The organism is Cellulomonas sp. P4_H12 (assembly GCF_056400905.1).
In genome coordinates, this window is record NZ_JBFUKJ010000022.1 from 24,596 (window position 1) to 45,942 (window position 21,347).

Here is a 21,347-nt window from a genome sequence, read left to right on the forward strand (position 1 = left end):
CCGTGGTCCCCGGCGAGCCCGCTTACTGTACCCGGAGGAACCCCGGCCCTCCAAAGCGAGCGTCGGGCGTCATCCCGCCAGGGCCCGGACCGGGCGGCCGGGGGCGCACGCGATCGCCGCCAGGGTCAGCGCCAGCGCGTCCTCGGCGACGGCGGCCTGCCAGGCGGGGATCCGTCCGGCGGCCCACGCGCGCCACGCGGCTCCGCCGTACGTCCCGGCCAGCCCGCCGACGGCGCCGGCGAGGACCGGCAGGAGCGGGCGCGCATGGTCGCGGGCCGCGAGCATCGTCGCGCCGGTGGCTCCGGCGCCCGCTCGGATCATGGCCCCGTTGTGCTCGAGGCGGCTCGGCGCGCTGGGCAGCTTGTCCGCCACCAGCTCACCGACGACGGCGAACGCCGAACCGGCGCGCACGAGGGGGCCGCGGCCGCCGGTCAGCGTGGGTGCTCCAGGCCCGAGGGACGAGCGGGCGCCGGCCGCCCAGCCGAGCAGGGCCGACCGCAGCACGAGCCCCGCGCCGGGGCGTCGCCGGGCCGGGCCGCCGGAGAGGCCGAGAGAGGGAACGAGGGGTGCCATGCAGTCACGGTGACGTGCCGCCGTGCCTCCGGCAACCGGAGGCGCCGGTCAGCAGCGCGTGCCCTCCGCGGGCACGGTCCCCGAGAGCAGGTAGGCGTCGACCGCGTTCGCGATGCAGTCGTTGGAGGAGCCGTAGGCCGTGTGGCCCTCGCCCTCGTAGGTGAGCAGGACGCCGGAGGAGAGGAGGTCGGCCAGCTGCTCGGCCCACCGGTAGGGCGTCGCGGGGTCGTTGGTGGTGCCGACGACGAGGATCGGCGCGGCGCCCTCGGCCGCGTACGAGTCGAGGCCGCCCGCCTCGGGCACCGGCCACTTCGCGCACAGCGTCCCGCCGTAGCCGAAGAACGAGCCCACGGTCGGCGCGGCGGCCTCGATCTGCGCGGCCTCGGCGCGCATCTCGGCGAAGTCGGCGGAGTCACGGTTGTCCAGGCAGTTGATCGCGTCGAACGCCACCACGGAGTTCGTCGTGTAGGTGCCGTCCGGACCGCGGTCGGAGTACTGGTCCGCGAGCGCGAGGAGCGTTGTGCCGTCGTTGTGCTTGAGCGCCTCCGTCAGCGCCTGGGTGAGGTACGGCCAGTAGGACTTGGCGTAGAGCGGGAGGGCGATGCCGTAGAACGCCAGCGAGCTGGTGACGTCCCGGTCGCTGCTGGTGGGCAGCGGGTTGGCCCGTGCCCGGTCGAGCAGGCCGCGGATCTGCGCCAGCCCGTCGTCGACCGATCCGCTCAACGGGCACCGCGATCCGGCCTGGCAGTCCGCGATGTAGGCGCGCAGGGCGTTCTCGAAGCCGACGGCCTGGCCCTCCGACGCCTCCGCGGACGTCAGCGTGGGGGGCAGCGCGCCGTCGAGGACCATGCGGCCGACCGTCGAGGGGAACAGGGCCGCGTAGGTGGCGCCCAGCTCCGTGCCGTACGAGAAGCCGAGGTAGGCGAGCTTGTCGTCACCCAGGGCCGCGCGCAGCACGTCCATGTCCTTCGCCGCGCTGACGGTGTCCAGGTGCCCGAGGGCCGCTCCCGTGTTCTGCAGGCAGGCCGCGCCGAGCTCGCCGTACGCGTCGATGACCGCCTGAATGCCGGCGTCGGTCGAGTAGTCGGGGTCGGTGGCGATGAGCTGGTCCAGCGCCGGGCCGTCGACGCACTGCACCGGGTTGGAGCGCTGCACGCCGCGCGGGTCGAACGCCACCAGGTCGTACTGCCGCTGGACGTCCTCGCCGACCATGCTCTTCGCCTGGTCCAGGAAGCTGACGCCCGAGGCGCCGGGGCCGCCCGGGTTCAGCAGCAACGAGCCCAGCGGCTCCCCGCCGGTGGCCTTGCTGCGGGCCAGCGCGAGGCCGATCGAGGGGCCCGCGGGGTCGGCGTAGTCGAGCGGGACCTGGGCCGTGGCGCACTCCCCCTCGGCGCAGGTGGTCCACTCGAGCTGTTGCCCGTAGTACCGCGCCAGGTCACCGGTGGCCTCCGCGGACGGAGACGTCGCTCCGGGGGTCGGGCCCGCCGCCTGGTTCTTGGGCGAGACGCACCCGGCCAGCAGGACGACGGCGACGGCAAGGAGGGCGACGAGGCGATGCCGTCGGTCGCGCGAGGCGCCCGAGGGCGCGACGGGGCGGTCGGAGAGCGGCATGCGCCCACGGTAGCCGCCGATCCTGGGCCTCCCTGGCCACTCGGGGTCCGGGGCACGCACCCGACACCCGATCTGCACACGAGCCTCAGCCCTGGGGGCGCAGGGCCACCGCCATCGCCTCGACGGCGAGCAAGGGCGCCACGTTGCCCGCGAGGCGCGTGCGCGCCTGCCCCACCGCGTCCATGCGCCGCAGGGTCTGCTCCGGCGTGCTCGCCTCGGCCAGGGCGCGGACGGTCTCTTCGTGCTCGACGTTCACCAGCTCCACGCCGGCGCCCAGCTGGACCACCAGCACGTCGCGGTAGAGCGAGAGCAGGTCCACCATGGCGCGGTCGAGCACGTCGCGCTGCGACCGGGTGGCCCGGCGCTTCTGGTCCTCCTCGAGCTGGCGGACCTGGGTGCGCAGCGCCGGCGGCAGGGTCGCGGCGCCCTCGGCGCCCAGGGAGCGCAGCAGCTCGGCGCGCTCGTCGGCGTCGCGCTGCTCGGTGGCGGCCTTGGCGTCGGCCTGCGCGGTCTCGACGAGCTCGCCGGCGGCCAGCACGGCATCCCCGACGCCCCGGATCTTGGCGGCGATGCCCAGCACGGCCCGTCGACGGGCCCGGGCCTCGGGGTCGCGGGCGAGCCGGCGGGCGATGCCGACGTGGCTCTGCGCGGCGCGGGCCGCGATCCCCGCGACCTCGGGATCGATGCCGTCCCGCGACACCAGGAGCGCGGCGACGGCGTCGACCGGCGGCACCCGGAGCGCGACGGCGCGGGATCGCGACCGGATGGTCACCAGCACGTCCTGCGGGCTCGGCGCGCAGAGCACCCAGACCGTGCGGGCGGCCGGCTCCTCGATCGCCTTGAGCAGCGAGTTCCCGCTGGTGTCGTTCAGGCGGTCGGCGTCCTCGATGATGATGACGCGGTGCCGACCCTGGGAGGGCGCGCGCTGCGCCAGCTCGACCAGGGGTCGGGCGGTCTCCGCACGGATGAAGACACCCTCGGTGGCGACCACGGTGACGTCCGGGTGCAGACCGCGCAGGGTGGTCGTGCAGTCGTGGCAGACACCGCACCCGCCGGTGGCGCACTGCAGCGCGGCCGCGAAGGCGCGCGCGGCGTTGGACCGGCCGGAGCCCGGCGGGCCGGTGAGCAGCCAGGCGTGGGTCATCGCGGCCGGGTCCTCGATGGCGTGCCGCAGGACCTCGACCGCGGGCTCCTGGCCGACCACGTCGTCCCAGACGCTCGTCACTGCGCGACCCCGAGCACACCGGCGACGCGCTCGCGCACCGCGGCCGCCAGCTCGTCGACCGGTCGCGTCGCGTCCAGCACCAGCCAGCGCCCGGGCTCCGCCTCCGCGCGGAAGAGGAACGCCTCGCGCGTCCGGCGGTGGAACTCGTCGCCCGCGCGCTCGAGCCGGTCCGGGTCGCCCGTCAGCCGGGCCTTGCCCGCGACCGGGTCGAGGTCCAGCAGCACGGTGAGCGCGGGAAGGAGCCCGTCGACCGCCCACAGCGAGAGGCGCTCGACCTCGTCGGCCCCCAGGTCGCGACCGCTGCCCTGGTACGCGACCGAGGAGTCCAGGTAGCGGTCGGTGACGACGACCGCGCCGCGGTCCAGGGCGGGCCGCACGAGAGACGCGACGTGGTGCGCGCGGTCGGTGGCGTACAGCAGGGCCTCGGTCCGGGCGTCGACGTGGTCGCCGTGCAGCACGGCGTCCCGCAGCAGCACGCCCAGCTCGGTGCCGCCCGGCTCGCGGGTCAGCACGACCTCCCGGCCCAGGCCGGTCAGCCAGTCGCCCAGCAGGCGGGCCTGCGTGGACTTGCCGGCACCGTCGCCACCCTCGAAGGAGACGAAGAGGCCGGGGTGCGAGGTCACGTGCGCCAGGGTAGCCGCCGGCGGGGACACGCCCCGGTCACTCGCCCGGGTACGACACCCCGATGGCCGAGCGGATCGTGTCCATGGTCCGGAGCACCTCGAGGGTGTTGTCCCACGTCATCCGCGGGCTCTCCGTGGCGCCGAGCGCTACCTGGCGGGCGACCTCCGCGGCCTCGTACTGCAGCCCCTTGGTGCCCGGCTGGTCGAACTCCCACACGCGGCCGTCCAGGCGCTGCACGCGGAACGAGGTCGGCGCGTAGAAGCTGCCCTCGACCACGATGTTGCCCTCGGTGCCCGAGATGAGCGCCATGGTCGGCGTCTTGGCCCACATGGTCGTCGACAGCGTCGCCTGCGTGCGCTCGCCGTACGACAGCACGATCGAGATCTGCCCGTCGACGCCCGTGGTCGTCAGCTGCCCGACGGCCTGCACTGCGTCGGGCACCCCGAGGAAGTCGTGCGCGAACGACACCGGGTAGACGCCCAGATCGAGCAGCGCACCGCCGGCGAGGGCGGGGTCGAAGAGCCGGCTGGCCGGGTCGAACGTGAACGCCTGGCCGTGGTCGGCCGTGAGGTTGATGATCTCGCCGATCTCGCCCGCGTCGATCACCTGGTGCAGCGCGTAGACGTGCGGCAGGAACCGCGTCCACATCGCCTCCATGACGAAGACCCCAGCCTCGCGCGCGGCGGCGAAGACCTCCTCGGCCTCCCCCGCGTTGCGCGTGAACGCCTTCTCGACGAGCACGTGCTTGCCCGCGCGGATGGCCAGCAGCGCCTGCTCCTTGTGCTCGGAGTGCGGGGTCGCGATGTAGACCGCGTCCACCTGCGGGTCCTCGACCAGCTCGCGGTACCCCACGTGCGTCGTGGGGATGTGGTGGGCCGTGGCGAACCGCTGGGCGCGATCGCGGTTGCGCGAGCCCACCGCGACCAGCTGGGCGCGCGTGTGCGCGTTCACGGCGGAGGCGAAGGTGGCGGCGATGTTGCCGGCGCCGAGGATGCCCCAGCGGATCGGCGGAGCGGTGCGAGGGTCCTGCGCGCGGTCGGCCATGGGCGACAACCTAGCGCGGTGTGCGGCACAGTTGCCGGGTGCCGTCCGATCCCGACCGCCTGACCGCGTGGGGCCAGCAGCTCGTCGAGGTGCACGACCATCTGCGCGACGAGCTCGACCGGCTCCTCGACGATCTCGACGGGAGCACCACGCTCACGCCCGGCCTGCGGACGCACTGCACCGCGTTCTGCGACGCGGTCGGCCGTCACCACACCGGCGAGGACCGCACGGCATTCCCCGCCCTCGCCGACCAGTACCCCGAGCTCCGGGACACGCTGGACGGGCTCGCGCGGGACCACCGGATGGTCGCGGACATCCTGCAGCGGATCGACCGTGCCCTGCGGACGGCCGACGACGACCCGACCCGGGCGCGGACCGAGATCGACGGGCTCGCCGCCATCCTCGAGTCGCACTTCCGCTGGGAGGAGCGGGCCATCGTCGCGGCGCTCGACGACCTGCGGGACCCGACGCTGACGCGCACGGACCTGTTCGGCTGAGCGCTACTTCTTCGCCGCAGCCTTCGGCTTCGTGGCCGTGCGACGCGCCGGCGCCTTCTTCTTCGCCGGTGCCGACGCGCGCTTCTCGGCCAGCAGCTCGACGGCCTGCTCGCGCGTGATCGACTCGGGCGTCAGGTCGCGCGGCAGGGTGCGGTTGGTGACCCCGTCGGTGACGTAGGCGCCGAAGCGGCCCTCCTTGACGGTGATCGGCTTCTCCGACGTCGGGTCGTCACCCAGCTCCCGCAGCGGCGGCGCGGCGGTCGCCCCGCGCCCGCGCTTGGGCTGCGCGTAGATGGCCAGGGCCTCGTCGAGCGTCGTCGTGAAGAGCGCCTCCTCGGACGCGAGCGTCCGCGAGTCCGTGCCCTTCTTCAGGTACGGGCCGTAGCGGCCGTTCTGCGCCGTGATCTCGGTGCCGGACTCGGGGTCGACGCCGACCAGCCGGGGCAGCGACAGGAGCATGAGCGCGTCGTCCAGCGTGACCGACTGCAGCGACATCGACTTGAACAGCGACGCCGTCCGCGGCTTAGGAGCCGCGGCGAGCGCACGCTTCTGCGCGGCGGCCGACAGCGACGTGTCGATCTCGGGGTCGGGCAGGATCTCGGTCACGTACGGGCCGTAGCGGCCGTTGCGCGCGACGATCGGCGTGCCGGCCACGGGGTCGGTGCCGAGGACCTGGTCGCCCTCGGGCTGCGTCTCGAGCAGCTCGCGGGCCTTGGCCACCGTCAGCTCGTCGGGCGCCAGCTCCTCGGGAACCGACGCGCGGCGCGGGTTGCCGTCCTCGCCCGGCTCCGCGAGGGAGTCCTCGAGGTAGGGGCCGTACCGGCCGACGCGCAGGACGATGCCGTCGCCGATCGGGATCGAGTTGACCTCGCGCGCGTCGATGTCGCCCAGGTTCGCGACGAGGTCGCGCAGACCCTCGCCCTCCTCGTTGCCCGACCCGTCGCCGAAGTAGAAGCGGGTCAGCCAGGCCACCCGGTCCTTGTCGCCTGCGGCGATGGCGTCGAGGTCCTCCTCCATCTCGGCGGTGAAGTCGTAGTCGACCAGCCAGTCGAAGTTCTCCTCGAGCAGCCGCGTCACGGCGAACGCGAGCCACGACGGCACGAGCGCCTGACCGCGACCGGTCACGTACCCGCGGTCCTGGATGACGGAGATGGTCGCGGCGTAGGTCGACGGGCGGCCGATCCCGCGCTCCTCGAGCGCCTTGACCAGCGAGGCCTCGGTGTAGCGCGGCGGCGGCGAGGTGCGGTGCCCGTCGGCGGTCAGGTCGGACGCGGAGACGTCGTCGCCCTCGGCCATCTTGGGCAGGCGGGCGTCGTCCTTCTCCGCCGGCGCCTCCTCGGAGTACCGCGAGACGTCCTGGCCCTCCTCGTACGCCGCGAGGAACCCGCGGAACGTGATGACCGTGCCGGAGGCGGAGAACAGGACGTCGGTGCCGTCGGCCGCGGTCGCCCCGAGGCGGACGGAGGCGGTCTGGCCGCGGGCGTCGGCCATCTGCGAGGCGACGGTGCGCTTCCAGATCAGCTCGTACAGCCGGAACTGGTCGCCGGAGAGCTCGCGGGCCACCTGCGCGGGCGTGCGGAACTGGTCGCCCGCGGGCCGGATGGCCTCGTGCGCCTCCTGCGCGCCCTTGGCCTTGCTCGCGTACACGCGCGGCGCGTCGGGGATGTACTCGGGTCCGTACAGCTCGGAGGCCTGCCGGCGCGCGGCGTCGATCGCCTGCGAGCTCAGCGACGACGAGTCGGTACGCATGTAGGTGATGTAGCCGTTCTCGTACAGCCCCTGCGCGGTGCGCATGGTCTGTCGCGAGGCCATCCGCAGCTTGCGCGACGCCTCCTGCTGCAGCGTGGAGGTGGTGAACGGCGCGGCCGGGCGGCGCGTGTACGGCTTCGTCTCGAGCGAGGTGACGGAGAACGACGAGTCGGCCAGTCCGGCCACCAGCGCGGTCGCGCGGGCCTCGTCGAGGTGCGCGACGTCGGCGGCCCGCAGCTGCCCGGAGTCGAGGAAGTCGCGGCCGGTGGCAACGCGCTGCCCGTCGACGGAGGTCAGGCGCGCGGCGAAGGACGGCTCGGCGGTGTCCTGGACGGCGAAGGTGCCCGTGACGTCCCAGTAGTCGGCGGCGACGAACGCCATGCGCTCGCGCTCGCGCTCGACCACCAGCCGCGTCGCGACGGACTGCACGCGGCCCGCGGACAGCCCCTGACGGACCTTGCGCCACAGCACCGGGCTGACCTCGTAGCCGTACAGCCGGTCGAGGATGCGCCGCGTCTCCTGCGCGTCGACCAACCGGTCGTCGAGCTCGCGCGTGTTGGCCAGTGCCCGCTCGATGGCCTCGCGCGTGATCTCGTGGAACACCATGCGCTTGACCGGGACCTTGGGCTTGAGCTCCTGCAGCAGGTGCCAGGCGATGGCCTCGCCCTCGCGGTCCTCATCGGTGGCCAGGAAGAGCTCGTCCGACTCCTTCAGGAGCTTCTTGAGCTCGCTGACCTTCTTCTTCTTGTCCGAGTCGACCACGTAGTACGGCGCGAACCCGTTGTCGACGTCGACCGCGAACTTGCCGAACGGACCCTTCTTCATGTCCGCGGGCAGCTCCGAGGGCTGGGGCAGGTCGCGGATGTGCCCGACGCTCGCCTCGACGTCGTACCCCTCGCCGAGGTACCCGGCGATCGTGCGCGCCTTGGCGGGCGACTCCACGATCACGAGCTTGCGCCCTGCAGACATCGGTCAGGCCCTTCTCAGACTTCGACGGGCCGGACGACCCGCTTCACGTGCATCGCTGGGGACTCTACGGCGTCCCGTCAACCCCGCGGCAATCGGGATGCCGCGGCCTGCCGCAGCACCAGCATGACGGCGAAAGCCAGGCACGCCGCCATCAGGGTGGCCGCGGCACCGCCCAGATAGGCGGTCACCTGCTCGGCGCGGGCCTCGAGATCTGTCCGGTTCTGCCAGGTGTGCGACAGGGCGACGACGGCCGACGCGCCCGCCGCGGCGCCGACCACGAGCAGCCCGGCGACGACCCCGCGCATGGTCGCGGGCGTGGGCGGCGGGTCGCCGGCCAGCCGCAGGGCGCCGGTCGCGGTCGACGGGCGAGCCGGGGTGAGCGCGACGAGGGCGCACGCGATCGCGGTCCACGCGAGCACGACGAGCACCGCCGCGACGACGTCCGACGGCCGGTGCCACTGCCCGATGAGCGTCGAGACGCCCGTCGCCGTCGTGTACCCGGCGCCGAGCACCGCCGCCCACGGCCGCACCCGCGGCGGGACCACCAGGAGCAGCGCCGCCGCGACGGACGCGGCCGCCGTGGTGTGGCCGCTGGGCAGGGTGTTCCCGTAGGACGCCTCCACGCCGAGCTCGGGCCGGTAGAACACGACGTTCTTCAGCACCCGCGTGGTGAGGTTGGCGCCGATCATCAGCACGGCCACCTGCACAGCCAGCGACCACCGGCGACGCAGGGCGGCGATGAGCATCGCCGCGATGAGGACCACCGCGATGAACCCGACGGACACCACGTCGAGCACGCGCTCGGCGACGCGCCACAGCTGGGTCTGGCCGTACGCCGCGCCCTGCAGGGCCGCGTTCTCGACCTCCTGCCCGGCGAGCGTGTCGACGAACACCCGCCACAGCACGTACACGCCGACGAACGAGACGACCGCCACCAGCAGCGCGACCGCGACGACCGCGCCGCGCCGGTCGCCGACGACCGGGGCGGGCCGCACGGGCGCCGGGATGACGGGGGTGTCGCTCACCCGACCACGGTAGGTCACCCGGCCGCCCGATCCGGTCCCCGTGCCACGCTCCGGGCGGCCGTCCCGCGGCCCGTCTCACGGCCGGTCGCACGGCAGGTCTCACGGCAGGTCTCACGGCACGGGCGACGGCTCGTCCGGGCCGACGACGACCGCGTGGCGGCACCCGTGCAGCCGCGCGCGCACGTCCTCGTCGGCGTTGACGCAGAGCAGGCAGCCGCCGCGTCGCTCGAGCTCCCACCCCGCCTCGTCGATGGCCTCGGCGGCCCGAGCGCTGCGGAGGCTCACCGCCGCGAGGTCGAGCACGACGAGCGAGGCCGACGCCGACAGCGCGCCCAGCAGCACGCGCAGCCGCCCGACGTCGGCGCGCCCGAACGACCCGGCCGGCCGCACGTTGGCCGTGAGCCAGGCGGGGGCGGACGGCACGCCCTCGCGTGCCGGTCCGGCGTCCCCGATCGGAACTGCAGCGGTCACCGTGGTCATGGCGGGCCTCCCGGCTCTGTCGGGCACGTGGTGCTCCACGTGCTCGAGACCCACTTCACCCACCCGCGCTGTGGATCACCTGGACGTGACCGGCTCTTTACCTGTGGCTCCGGCGGCCGCCCGCGACGCCGGCCGCTTTCCCCCGGACCTGGAGCAAGACGGTCCGTTGACGGACCGCGGCACGCCCGCGCGTCACAGTTCCGTCGTGCCCGTCCACGCGCCCGCTCCTCGTGCCGTCGACGGCCTGCTGGCTGTCCCGGTCCACGTCCAGCAGCTCACCGCGGATGTTGTGCTGGACGCGGACAACCGTTCCGGCGTCGCCGATGCCACGCTGCGCTTCCGGGTCGGCCCCACGTCAGGCTGTCCGCTGTTCGACCTGCGCCAGTCGATCGACCAGGCCTGGCTCGACGGTCGACCGCTCGCGACCGCGCGGGTGCGTCCCCGGTCGGTGGGAGAGGGACCGCACGGGACGATCCGCGTCCTCGATCTGCCACAGGCAGCCGCGTCGGCGCACACCCTGCGTCTCCGGTACCGGCTGGGGCGGCCACGCTCCGACCTCGGCGGCGCCTATCCCCCCGTGCTCGCCACCCGAGGCCCAGGACGGCTGCGCTGGTCCTTCGGTATGGCCGACCTGTTCGACGGACGTCACCTGGAGATGTGGTTCCCGAGCAACCTGCCGTTCGACCAGTTCCCGTTCGAGCTCGCCGTGACGCTGACCGGGGTGCAGACGCCCCACAGCGTGATCACCAACGGAGACGTGACCGACGCCGGAGCCGGTTCCTGGCGGATCAGGTTCCCCGCCTGGTGCTCGTCAGTCTCGCAGATGCTTGAGCTGTGGCCCACGGACGAGCTCGACCACGCCCGTCGCGAGGTTGCGCTGAGCGGATCCGGACGCGCGGTGGCGATCGACGCCTGGAAGGTGAAGGGCCGTCCCGAGGACCTCGCGTCCGAGAGCGCCCGGATCGGGAGGCTGCTGGAGCGGAACGAGGCCATCTTCGGCAGCGTCGGCCTGGAGCGGTACACCTGCTTCTTCCACGGGGCGGAGGGCGGCATGGAGTATGCGGCGGCCACGACGACGTCCTCTGGTGCGCTCGCGCACGAGGTGCTGCACAGCTGGTTCGCGCGCGGTGCGATGCCGGCGTCGGACGCCGACGGGTGGTGGGACGAGGCGTTCACCACCTACGTCACGCAGGGAGCGGTCCCGGCGCCGCTCGACTTCCGACGTCCACCGACGCAGCTGTGCTCGCGTCGCCCGTTCCAGCGGCACACGGACGCCGCTGCGTACCGTGACGGCAGCCGCCTCTTCGAGGGGCTCGCCGCGATGGCCGGGAGCACGCCGATCCTTCGCGCGATGGGACGACTCGTCCGTGCCCGACGCCGGACGTGCGTCTCGACGGCGGAGCTCGAAGAGCACCTCGTCCTCGAGACCGGCGCGGTCACGGTCGTCGACGCCTTCCACCGGTTCGTCTACGGCTTCGACGACCCGCGCCCCGGCCTCCGCGTTTGCTTCGACCGGTTGTGGATGAGCGACGGGACCGACGGGCATCCGTGGATCAGCGCGCAGGTGAGCAACCGCGGAGCCGAGGTGTGCCGTCACTTCCTGCTCCTGTTCTCCCTGGTACGGCGTGGAGGAGACCCCGCACGCGAGGACGTCGCGACGACCGTGGCGGCCGCCGCCGGCTTCGACCTGCAGCCTGGACGGACCCGCGTCGTGCGCGTCCGGGCGCCGCTGGCCCTTGTACCTCCGGAGGACCTCGGGGCCGACAGTGCCCTCGTCGCCGTCGTCGGCGGCGTGCACGTTCGTCTGGCCCACCCGTCGGGCGCGGCGGGCGACTACCGCGACCGCGCGATGATGCGCACGAACCTCATGCGGAGCGCGGGACCGCCGGAGTGGGCACTCGCGACGTCGGCGGGGTGCTGAGCAGGCCGTGGGCCGCCGTGTGCGGGATCGGCGTCACCCCCAGACCGACGCGCGCGCACAGGGCGTCGGAGGGCCGGATGCCGAGCTCCTGCCAGAGGAGCGCGGCGAAGCTGTCGAACTGGCGCACGGCCTCCGACGCGTTCCCCTCGCTGAGGTAGGCGTCGATGAGAGCGGCGTGGGCGCTCTCGCGCAGCGGTTCCTCGGCGATGACGTCGAGCATCGCGTCGATCGCCTCGGGGAACCGCCGCTCCCGGCGCAGGCGCGCTGCACTGGCCTCGAGTGCGTGCAGCCGGGCCTGCCGGAGCTGCTCCCGGGCCAGCACGAGCCATGACTCGTCCCATCCGGGCAGCAGCTCGGTCGAGCGTGCGATGACCCGGGCGGACTCGGGCGTGTGGCCGTCCGCGTCGCCGATCATCCGCTCGGCGATCTGCCGAAACTGGTGCACGTCGACCCGCACCTCGGGCCCCAGCCGGACGGTGTCCGGCTGGACGAGCACCAGGTGCTGGCTGACTCGGCGGATCCGCCACAGCGCGGTCCGCAGGCTGGCCCGCGACCGCTCCGTCCCCGCGTCGGGCCAGAGCCGCTCCGCAAGGACGCCCCGGTCACAGCTGTAGCCCTGCACGTGGTCCAGGGAGAGGTAGGCCAGCACGCGGCGCGAGTGCATGGGCAGCGCAGCGGGTGTGCCGCTGACCTGGAGCGAGAAGCCACCGAGGAGCCGGAGCTCGGCCGAGGATCCTGGCACCGTCGCCACGTCCGCAGCTGTTGCAGGTGCCACCGTGATTCCCCCCGTCGTACCGCGCCGTACCCCGCTACGGTCCGAGCCTGACGAATGATGCTTCACCCGGTGTCAACATGCCGTCAACGGCGAGCCGCACGCGGTGGCGGTCGCCCGCTGCCGGACAGCAGCAGCCCCGGGCAGCGGCCTCGACGGAACGTTGACGGACGCGTGGACGTGGCCCCGCCACCGTCGGACGCGTGACGACCTCCGACAACCGGCTGATCGTGGTCCGGGCCTGGCGCGATCCGGATCGGCTCGTCATCCGCCTCATCGTCAGCGCCAGGCCCGGAGCGCCGACGGTCGAGTCGGTGTTCAGCGACGTCGAGCCTGCGGCCGAGCGCTTGGCGGAGGTGCTCAGCGAGCTGCGTGACCATCGGGTCCGCCGAACCTGACCAGCAGCCCGTTCGGGCGGAGACAGAGCGTTGACGCCTGCGCAGCACCCGCTCGCACACCATGCACGTAACGGAGCTCAACGCGGAGGTGTGGCCATGCGAGTCGACGAGGACGCCGCCCAGGGCGAGGACACCCAGTACTTCTCACCCTTCGCCGGCTTCACGTCCGGAGCCGCGACGATGACCGAGACGGCGACGGCGCCCGAGCGCGCGGACGCCTCCGAGGAGGAGTCGGCCGCGCCGTTCGAGAGCTACTTCGTCGCCGAGTCGCCCTTCAGCCAGGAGTCGGTCACGGAGGCCGAGCAGCTGGAGTCCGAGGCTCGCGAGCTCCTCGAGCAGCTGCACGACGAGGACTTCGAGGACGCGCTCGACGAGCTGATGAACGAGGGCGCCGCGCGGGTGCTGGCCGACGCGCAGCAGTGGTCCGTCGCCCCGTCGGAGGCCGAGGCGAGCGAGGCGCTCACCCAGTGGATGGCGCCACTGCTCAGCGAGTGGGAGCGGACGATCGACGGGTTCGCGTCCGGGCTGGAGAACGCCAACCTGGAGAGCATCTCCGAGGACGAGCTGACGGAGCTGCTCGAGACGCTCGAGACGCACCCCGCCCTGGAGTCGGAGCTCTTCGGCAAGATCGTCCGAGGGCTCGCGAACAAGGCCAAGAGCCTGGTCAAGCAGGCCGTAGCCATCGCCAAGAACCCCCTCCGGGGCGTCGTCGACCTCGCCCGCAAGGGCCTGGGCAGCGTCGTCGAGGGGGTCAAGGGCCTGGGCAAGCACCTCATCGGGCCGCTGCTCGCCAAGCTGAAGAGGGCCGGGCTCGGCATGCTGAAGGCCGTCCTGAAGAAGCTGGTGCGACCTTTGACCAAGCTGCTGCCGGCGCCGGTGCGGCCCTTCGTCCCGATCATCACGCGGGCGCTCGGCATCGGCGAGCTCACCGGCGAGGACACGTCGCTGGAGAGCGCATACGAGACCGGCTTCGCCTCCGAGCTGGCGCGGGCCTTCGACGAGGAGGCCGCGGCCATGCTCTTCGCACCGACGGGTGAGGACTCGGCGCTCGAGGGCAGCTATCTCGAGAGCCCGGTCGGATCCGAGACGTGGGAGACATACGAAGGTCTCGAGAGCTTCGAGACGTTCGGCACGTTCGAGTCGTCGGGGCAGCCTGAGTCCTTCGAGACCTTCGAGGCGTGGGAATCCTTCGGTGCCGGTGAGTACGGGACCGGTGAAGATGCACTGGCCCAGCTCGACGATGCCCGGGCCCGGCTGGCCGCGGAGCTCACGGAGTTCACCGGGGAGAACCCAGTGGGCCCGATCCAAGAGTTCCTGCCGGCGGTGCTGGCGGTCCGACCCCTGATCAAGCTCGGCCTGAAGCTCACCGGAGCGCGCGACAAGCTCATCGACCTGCTGGCACAACCGCTGGCGGCGCTGATCCGCAAGGCCGTCGGCCCCGCCAACATCACCCGCATCTCGGCGGTCGTGAAGCAGCCGGACCGGGTGATGGCGCGTGCCGCCGTGGGCCTCGCCTTCTCGGTCGCCGGCCTGGAGACGGCATCGCAGACCGAGCAGTCGGCCATCCCGGGCGAGGCGCTGGCCTCGGCGGTCGAGGCCACCGTCAACCGCGTGCTGGACGAGCTGTCGTCCGAGGAGCTCGTGGACCCGCTGCAGGTCGGTGCCGCCGTGCAGCGCGCCTTCGCGGAGGCGGCCGCCGCCTACCTGCCCGACCGGGTGCTGCGCAGCGACCTGCCCGAGCGAGAGACCTCGGAGGAGGGCGGGATGTGGGTCCTGATGCCGCGCTCCGCGGCACCTCGGTACCGGTTCCGCAAGTACTCGCGTGTCTTCGCCGTCCCGATCACCCGGCGGGCCGCTCGACAGGTGCCGTGGTCGGACGGGGGGACGCTCGAGCAGTACCTGCGCGACCTCGGCGTCAACCGGTGGCCGGTGCGGGCGGAGCTCGACCTGTACGAGACGGTGCCGGGGACCTCGCTCGGGCACTTCACGCGTGACGAGACGCTTCCTGCCGGTGAGACGCCGTCCTCGAGCGAGTACCAGGAGCTGACACCCGAGGCGGCGGGCGTCCTGCTCGGCGAGCCGGGCCTGGGACGCCGCGCGCCCCGCGGTATGCCGACCAGGATGGTCACGCACACGCGCCCGGGCCAGCGATACTTCCGCATCCGCGTCGCACCGCTGCCCGCCGGCCAGGCGCGGCGGCCGCGACGGCAGGTCAGCGTGCGCTGGGAACCGGGCCGGCGGCGGATGCGCATCGCCGTGCGACTGTCGGAGCGCCGGGCCCGAACCCTCCAGGCGGCCCTGCAACGGTCCGCCCCCGCCGGGCAGCGCGACCTGCCTGCCGTCCTCACGTCGTTGCGCGAGGTCCTGCTTCCTCGGCTCCGCACCCGGGTCGCCCGGAGCCTGCTGCGCTCGGGCTCCGTCACCGACCCGGCCGCGGCCGCGGCGCTAGCCGGGCACGTGGCGGGTGCCGCGGGCCGGGGGCTCTCGAGCTATCTGACTCAGCGCGGTGCGCAGCTGTCTGCCGCCGTGGCAGACCCGGCCGAGGGCGTGACCCTCGTCCTCACGTACAACGGCATCGGCACCAGGCCCGGGCAGGTTCCCGTGCCCGAGGTCGTCGCTCACCCGGGCTGGATCCATGCGTGACCGTTTCGCCATCGAGGTTGCCGCGCTCGAGTCCGACGCCCGGCACTGGCGCCGCGCCTGCCTGGGGCTCGGCGAGCTCGAGGTCGCGGCGTCGTCGGCGACGTGGGGCGAGCTCGAGTCCTATCTAGGCAAGAGCGTCCGGGCCAGCCTGAGCGCCCAGGCGAGACGGCTGACTGCGCGGGCAGATCGCGTGCTGTTCTCGCTGCGGGCGGCACGGTCGGACGCGGACCTCAAGCAGGTCCGGTCCGAGTTGCTGACCCTACGGCGCCAGTACGCGAAGGCCGAGGCGATCGTCGACTTCTACGGCCACGCGGTGACCACCCGGGCGAACCCCACGGTGGCGGCGATCCTGCGCGGGCTTGACGAGCTCGCCGTCTACAGCATGGAGCAGGTGCTGCGGCCGCTCGGGATCGAGACGCCACCGGTGCTGACCTACCTCGACAAAGGGCTCGGGGCCTCGATCCTGCGCGCCGGCGCGCGCCTGTGGGACGCGTCGCTCTCGCCGGCGGCAGCCATCAAGGTCACGCGGCACAACCTGTGGCAACCGACGTCGCTCGTGCACGAGACGGGGCACCAGGTCGCGCACCTGGCCGGCTGGGTGCCCGAGCTGTCCGCCGCCCTGAGCAAGGCGCTGGCGCCGCACAGCCCCCTCGCTGCGGAGGCCTGGAGCGGATGGGCGAGCGAGGTCGCGGCCGACGTCTACGCGTTCTCGCTGCTCGGGTACGCGCCGGTCCCCGCTCTGGCGACGGTGGTCGACGGGCCGTCGATGGCGGTGTTCCGGATGCCGTTCGGCGACCCGCACCCGGTCTCGGCGCTGCGGGTGCAGCTGAACGTCGCGCTGTGCCGCTCGTGGTTCGGGGCCGGGCCGTGGGACGACCTCGGCGCCCGCTGGCTCGACCGGTTCCCGCTGAGCGCGGCTCCGCGCGAGGTCGCAGAGATCTGCGCGGTGAGCATGCCGCTGCTCGGCACGATCGTCGACGTGTGCACCAGGACCCGCATGCAGGCGTTCCACGGCACGTACCTCGCGAAGCTGGCCAACCCCGAACGGGTGTCACCGGCGGAGCTCAAGCGCCTCGCCGACCGGGCCGGGGACTCCCTCTACACCTCGACCTACCTGCAGCGCACCGAGTCGATGCGCATCCTCTCGCTCACCGTCCTGCGTGGGCTCGACTCGACCGAACCGCCGACGGCCATGCGCGACTGGCTGCGACGACTGGGTGGCGACCGCGCGGTCGCCGCCTGATGACCAGGGGAAGGACGTGGCTCACGTGACCGAACAGACAGCGAGCGGCGCGGTGTCGTCGCCGCTGAGGATGGACCAGCAGCAGTTCACGCAGCTGATGACGTCCGTGGCCGCGGCGATGCGGCAGACGACGACGCCGCTATCCAGGGAGCAGCAGACGGTCGAGCTGCAGTTCAGGCTCTTGCGCAACGGCCTGGGCCGATTCGCGAGCGCCTCGGAGGGCCCGGACCGCGTCCTGATCCGGATGGACCAGATCCAATACCGCGGGGGGAGCGAGCTCGTGCTCCATGACCCCCTACCGGACGGCGCGCGTTCGATGGTTCTCACCGTCGACTCGAGCCGCGCGCCCCGAGGCCTGCCGGAGACCCGGGAGGACGGGATCTGCTGGCACCAGGTCGACAGCGACCAAGTGACGAGGGTCGTGGAGCTCGTCGAGTTCCTCGACCAGTTCGACGTGCCGATCGCCGCCGGCGTCCCGCTTCAGGTCCAGGGCCCGACCCCGAGAAACACACGAAGGAGCTGAGCTGATGTTCCGAGCGCTTGCGGCACGCGTGAATCCGTCTGCCGTCACCGAGGCCGAGGCCAACGCGGTCCTGTCGGTCTATCCGCTGCAGCTGAGCCGCTTCCTCGAGGAGGCGTGGGCGGTCGGAGGGTTCGCGGGCACGACATGGTCCACCCTGCTGAATGTGCCCACGGCCTGGTTGCCGGCACCGGTCGGCAGCCTGGCCAAGAGCCAGGTGCCCAGAGACCTGCTGACCACCCTGGCGTCGGGAGTGCAGCCGACAGCCGGGGCGACCACGCAGCCGTTCACCCCGCCGCCGTCGGGGAAAACGGCAGCCGAGGCGATCCTGGGCGCCGCTCCGCTGTGGGACCACGCCATCTACGCCTACCTCATCGAGGCCACCGGAATCTTCGAGATCTTCGCGGACGTCGTCCGGCGCTACACCGTCGGTGAGACGTTGCCCACCCCGTCCGTGGACTCGGTGGCATGGGTCCGATCGACCGAGGAGCTCTTCTTCCGCGACCCACCGCTGTTCAGCACCAGCGGCGCCCTCAGCAGCCAGCTGAGACCCGACGCCGCCGTCAACCGACGCAACCTGTACTGGCGCATGTTCGGACTCGACCTGCCCCACCCGGTGGGGCGCGGCGTGAGCGGCCAGCCGTGGAAGCGTGACGTCGGTCCGACGATCAACAGCCGRTTCCTCGAGCTGTGGAACGAGCTGCTCCGGCAGGTGTGGCTGGGGTACGAGAACGACACGAACAGCTCGGGTGCCAAGGCGACGGACCCGTCCTACGTGGCGTACCTCTGCCAGACCCTCAGCGAGCTGCTCAAGCTGCGCCGTCAGAACGGCATGCTGGCTCGCGAGGAGTTCGCGTTCGTCTCGATGATGAGCTGGTTCCACCTGACGGTCGAGCACGACACCTCGATCGTCGTCGACCTCAAGGCGACAGCGGGTGGTCGCGGCAACGCCGCGGATCGGCTCGCCGCGATCGGAGCGCGCGTCGGCATCGCCCCGTCGCGCCAGTCGCGAGAGCTGTTCGAGCTCGCCGATCTCCTGTCGCCGGTCTTGTGGGCCATCGAGCTGGGCCTGTTCAACACGTCCCCCGGGGCCGAGACGTTGTACAAGCACGGTTCACCCAACGTCGTCGCGACCGCGCTGAACCGCATCGTCGACCTCTGGCAGTCCGCGACCGGCGAGCGCGTCAAGGACCTCGCGGTTACGACGCGCAGAGCCGGTGCGGAACCGCGCTCCGCGCAGCCGACCCGGCTCATGGGTGGCTCGGTCGTCGCTCCGGCGGGCCGGCCGGTCGCGCCGGTGGCTGGGTCGAGCAACGGGCACCGACCGACGACGCTCACGCGCGGCTAGTGGGGGTGCGGGATGTACGAGGAAGAGGTGGCGACCCTGAACGGGCACGCCGAGTCACCCGTGTTCGCGCCGACCGAGAGCGCGGAGGAGTCGGCGCTCTGGGGAGTCCATGAGGAGATCTGGGCCCACCCGGCCGAGGCGGAGGTGTTCGAGGACATGCTGACCGAGAACCCCGGCCAGGAGCTGGCCGGATTCGAGAACACCGCGACGGCGCTCCCGAACGAGTACGCGCAGCCCGAGGCATCCCCGTTCGGCGAGCGGCCGTACGACCAGGGCGCGCACGAGGAGTCGGCCTTCGAGACGCCGTATTCGGAGGACACGTCGTTCGAGGACACCGCGTTCGAGAACCCGACGTTCGAGAACCCGACGTTCGAAGACACGACGTTCGAAGACACATCGTTCGAGGACACAGCCTCCCAGTCGATCCACGCCGCGAACGAGTCCGCCTACGAGGACACGTCGCAGGAGGAGGCCGACGAGAGCGCCATCACCGCGGAGTGGGCCGCGGAGGACGTCGGCTACGAGCAGACGGGCTACGAGCAGACCGGCTACGAAGACGTCGGCTACGAGAGCCTGGCGCTGGAGAACGGCGTCACCGAGACGTACGAGTCCACGGTCGGGCAGGCCACGGAGTCAGCGGGCGCCCTCAACCCGGAGCTGCTCGAGTGGCCAGGCGAGGTCTACGCAGAGGACTGGGCCGCGAGCGGCGAGGCGTCGGCCTCGGTCGAGCAGCGGTTCGGGATGGCGGAACAGCTGCACGAGGACGGCCCCGGCGCACAGGTTTCGGCCGGCGAACGGACCGTGTCCAACCACCCGCTCCTGCGGGCGCACCGCGGCACCCAGCCCGACCTGGTGGTCCGGTGGAACACGATGCCGCGGTCCACCACGGCCGTTGACGTCGTCGTGCACCTGCACGGCTACAGCGGCTCCGGAGCACGGATGAAGATTCAGGACAAGGCCGCGGCGAGCGGTCTCGTCCTCGGGTCCCCGTCCGGAGATCGGCGCACACGCCCGACGCTGGGGCTCGTCCCCCGCGGGAACTTCTTCGGCGGCCAGAGCGGTGCCGGCTACAACTTCCCGGAGCTGGTGACACCGGGGGCGATCAGCCGCCTCGTGGCCAGCGGTCTCGACCTGCTGCGGGCCCAGACCGGCGTGCAGGCACAGCTGGGCCGCCTCATCCTGACTGCACACTCCGGCGGTGGCGCGCCCCTCAACGCCATCCTCCGGCACACCGACGCCGACGAGGTACACCTCTTCGACGGCAGCTACGGCGACATGGCGAACGTGGTCAGCTGGGCCAAGCGGCGCATCGCTCGTGGCGCGTCAGGCTCGGCTCTGCGCGTGCTGTTCCGTCCAGGGACGGGGACGGCCAAGCACGCCCTGGCCATCGCGGCCGGCATCTGCCCGACGATCAGTGCGTCGCCCGACGCCGCCGCCGTGCACCGGCGGTTCCGCGTGGAGTCGACCTCGGTCGAGCACAACCTGATCCCCAGCACCTTCGGCCCGCTGCTGCTCGCCGACCCGGGTGCTGACGTCCCGGGCGCGGTGCGCCGGGGCTGCGTCCACGGCGGGGGCGCCCCTTCGAGTGCACCGACCACACCGTCTGGGCCTGGGACGAGCCCGCCGACGACCCGCACGCCGGACCGCGTCGCCGGCATCGTCAAGGTGACCCCGTATGCGAAGGACGGCACGCACGCGCTGCCCGGTGCCGTTGCGCTCGCGGGCCAGTGGCGCCGCCTCACCGGTCGCAGAGCGGGCACCTTCGTCCCACGGAACACCTCATTCGGGGCACGGTCGATCCACAGCGAGGGTCGAGCGATCGACTGCCACGGGTTCGTGTCCAAGCCGGCGGAGGCAGCGCAGGCGGAGGCCTACATCCGGTGGCTCATGGCCAATGCTGTCGAGCTCCAGGTGGCGACCATCATCTGGAACAGGCAGATCTGGTCGTGGACGCGACGAGCGCAGGGCTGGCGGAGCTACATGACCAAGCCGAACCACAACCCGCACACCGACCACTTCCACGTCGATCTCAGCTGGGAAGGCGCCCTGCACCCGAGCCCGCTGTTCGCCGGGGCCGTCCCGGGTCTCGGCGGTGCTGCTGCACCGACCCCGGCGGCCCCGACCCGCGCCTCGCGGGCCGGCACCATCGTCCGGACCAGCACAAGGACCACCGCCACAGTCGGGGAAGAAGCGGTCGCCCGCGGAGTTCGTCAGGATGTTCGGTCCCTACGCGAGAGCGAGCCAGGCCAGGACCGGCGTGCCGGGCCTGGTGACGCTCGCGCAGGCCGCGGTCGAGTCGGGATGGGGGGCACGCGCGGCCGGCAACAACTTCTTCGGCATCAAGGCCCGGGCGAGCGACGCCCCGGGTACGCGCCAGCTGTGGCGCACCCGCGAGGTGCTCAGCCGGCCGGACGTGCGGAGCTTCCCCGAGGTCGTCTCGGTCACGCCGAGAGCAGACGGCAGGTACGACTACGTCGTCCGCGACTGGTTCCGGGTGTTCCCGTCGCCCGAGCTGGCGTTCGTCGGTCACGGGGAGTTCCTCCGCCGGAACAAGCGGTACGCGCCGGCCTTCGGCTTCACCACCGACCCCTACCGTTTCGCCGCCGAGGTCGCGAAGGCGGGGTACGCGACGGATCCCAGCTACACCAAGGTCGTGCACTCCGTCATGCGTCTGCTCGAGCGCAGCGGTTGGAAGTAGCGGGAGA

17 protein-coding genes and 1 pseudogene are annotated in these 21,347 nt (G+C 72.6%); 9 read left to right on the plus strand and 9 right to left on the minus strand.

The window, feature by feature from the left end:
* Nucleotides 1–69: 69 nt before the first annotated feature.
* The 5 genes from AC1DQC_RS13500 to AC1DQC_RS13520 form a co-directional block, all read right to left on the minus strand.
* Entirely contained in the window at nt 70–573 is a 504-nt protein-coding gene (locus AC1DQC_RS13500) for a hypothetical protein (RefSeq protein ID WP_477051758.1), read from the minus strand.
* 48 nt (nt 574–621) lie between these two features.
* On the minus strand, nt 622–2,184 hold the full coding sequence (locus AC1DQC_RS13505; protein WP_477051759.1) for an alpha/beta hydrolase: 1,563 nt from the start codon (nt 2,182–2,184) through the stop codon (nt 622–624).
* Nucleotides 2,185–2,269: 85 nt separating this feature from the next.
* On the minus strand, nt 2,270–3,409 hold the full coding sequence (locus tag AC1DQC_RS13510; protein WP_477051760.1) for a DNA polymerase III subunit delta': 1,140 nt from the start codon (nt 3,407–3,409) through the stop codon (nt 2,270–2,272).
* On the minus strand, nt 3,406–4,032 hold the full coding sequence (gene tmk, locus AC1DQC_RS13515) for a dTMP kinase (RefSeq protein ID WP_477051761.1): 627 nt from the start codon (nt 4,030–4,032) through the stop codon (nt 3,406–3,408). The genes AC1DQC_RS13510 and tmk overlap by 4 nt, the downstream gene beginning before the upstream one ends.
* Before the next feature lie 37 nt (nt 4,033–4,069).
* Entirely contained in the window at nt 4,070–5,077 is a 1,008-nt protein-coding gene (locus AC1DQC_RS13520) for a Gfo/Idh/MocA family protein (protein WP_477051762.1), read from the minus strand.
* 38 nt (nt 5,078–5,115) lie between these two features.
* On the opposite strand from AC1DQC_RS13520, the gene AC1DQC_RS13525 reads away from it, so the two are divergent.
* Nucleotides 5,116–5,574 carry a hemerythrin domain-containing protein gene (locus AC1DQC_RS13525; protein WP_477051763.1) on the plus strand — a complete coding sequence of 153 codons (459 nt, stop codon included), beginning with the start codon at nt 5,116–5,118 and terminating at the stop codon, nt 5,572–5,574.
* A gap of 3 nt (nt 5,575–5,577) precedes the next feature.
* Here AC1DQC_RS13525 and topA read toward each other — a convergent pair whose 3' ends face one another.
* The 3 genes from topA to AC1DQC_RS13540 all read right to left on the minus strand — a co-directional run bounded on the left by topA (nt 5,578) and on the right by AC1DQC_RS13540 (nt 9,797).
* A complete protein-coding gene (topA, locus tag AC1DQC_RS13530) occupies nt 5,578–8,292 on the minus strand; it encodes a type I DNA topoisomerase (RefSeq protein ID WP_477051764.1) in 2,715 nt (904 codons plus the stop codon).
* 77 nt (nt 8,293–8,369) lie between these two features.
* Nucleotides 8,370–9,317: a phosphatase PAP2 family protein gene (locus tag AC1DQC_RS13535; protein ID WP_477051765.1), complete on the minus strand. Its 948-nt coding sequence runs from the start codon at nt 9,315–9,317 to the stop codon at nt 8,370–8,372.
* A gap of 111 nt (nt 9,318–9,428) precedes the next feature.
* The gene (locus AC1DQC_RS13540) at nt 9,429–9,797 is read right to left on the minus strand and encodes an STAS domain-containing protein (protein ID WP_477051766.1); all 369 of its coding nucleotides are present in this window, start codon (nt 9,795–9,797) and stop codon (nt 9,429–9,431) included.
* Between the two features lie 205 nt (nt 9,798–10,002).
* On the opposite strand from AC1DQC_RS13540, the gene AC1DQC_RS13545 reads away from it, so the two are divergent.
* Nucleotides 10,003–11,718, plus strand: a complete 1,716-nt coding sequence (locus AC1DQC_RS13545) for a hypothetical protein (protein WP_477051767.1) — start codon at nt 10,003–10,005, stop codon at nt 11,716–11,718.
* Here the strand turns inward: AC1DQC_RS13545 and AC1DQC_RS13550 are convergent.
* Nucleotides 11,663–12,460 (minus strand): AfsR/SARP family transcriptional regulator, encoded by a 798-nt coding sequence (locus tag AC1DQC_RS13550; RefSeq protein ID WP_477051768.1) that lies wholly within the window; start codon nt 12,458–12,460, stop codon nt 11,663–11,665. The genes AC1DQC_RS13545 and AC1DQC_RS13550 overlap by 56 nt on opposite strands.
* Before the next feature lie 233 nt (nt 12,461–12,693).
* Here AC1DQC_RS13550 and AC1DQC_RS13555 point away from each other — a divergent pair, with 233 nt between their 5' ends.
* The 7 genes and pseudogenes from AC1DQC_RS13555 to AC1DQC_RS13585 all read left to right on the plus strand — a co-directional run bounded on the left by AC1DQC_RS13555 (nt 12,694) and on the right by AC1DQC_RS13585 (nt 21,340).
* Entirely contained in the window at nt 12,694–12,888 is a 195-nt protein-coding gene (locus AC1DQC_RS13555) for a hypothetical protein (RefSeq protein WP_477051769.1), read from the plus strand.
* Between the two features lie 96 nt (nt 12,889–12,984).
* Nucleotides 12,985–15,531 carry a hypothetical protein gene (locus AC1DQC_RS13560; protein WP_477051770.1) on the plus strand — a complete coding sequence of 849 codons (2,547 nt, stop codon included), beginning with the start codon at nt 12,985–12,987 and terminating at the stop codon, nt 15,529–15,531.
* The gene (locus AC1DQC_RS13565; protein WP_477051771.1) at nt 15,524–16,774 is read left to right on the plus strand and encodes a hypothetical protein; all 1,251 of its coding nucleotides are present in this window, start codon (nt 15,524–15,526) and stop codon (nt 16,772–16,774) included. The genes AC1DQC_RS13560 and AC1DQC_RS13565 overlap by 8 nt, the downstream gene beginning before the upstream one ends.
* 16 nt (nt 16,775–16,790) lie before the next feature.
* The gene (locus tag AC1DQC_RS13570) at nt 16,791–17,297 is read left to right on the plus strand and encodes a hypothetical protein (protein WP_477051772.1); all 507 of its coding nucleotides are present in this window, start codon (nt 16,791–16,793) and stop codon (nt 17,295–17,297) included.
* Between the two features lie 4 nt (nt 17,298–17,301).
* Nucleotides 17,302–18,642, plus strand: coding sequence for a hypothetical protein (locus tag AC1DQC_RS13575; protein ID WP_477051773.1), 1,341 nt, complete (start codon nt 17,302–17,304; stop codon nt 18,640–18,642).
* A 1,275-nt stretch (nt 18,643–19,917) separates the two neighbouring features.
* A pseudogene (locus AC1DQC_RS13580) lies at nt 19,918–20,619 on the plus strand (VldE C-terminal domain-containing protein); the annotation flags it as partial.
* 238 nt (nt 20,620–20,857) lie between these two features.
* Nucleotides 20,858–21,340, plus strand: a complete 483-nt coding sequence (locus AC1DQC_RS13585) for a glycoside hydrolase family 73 protein (protein ID WP_477051840.1) — start codon at nt 20,858–20,860, stop codon at nt 21,338–21,340.
* Nucleotides 21,341–21,347: the final 7 nt, after the last annotated feature.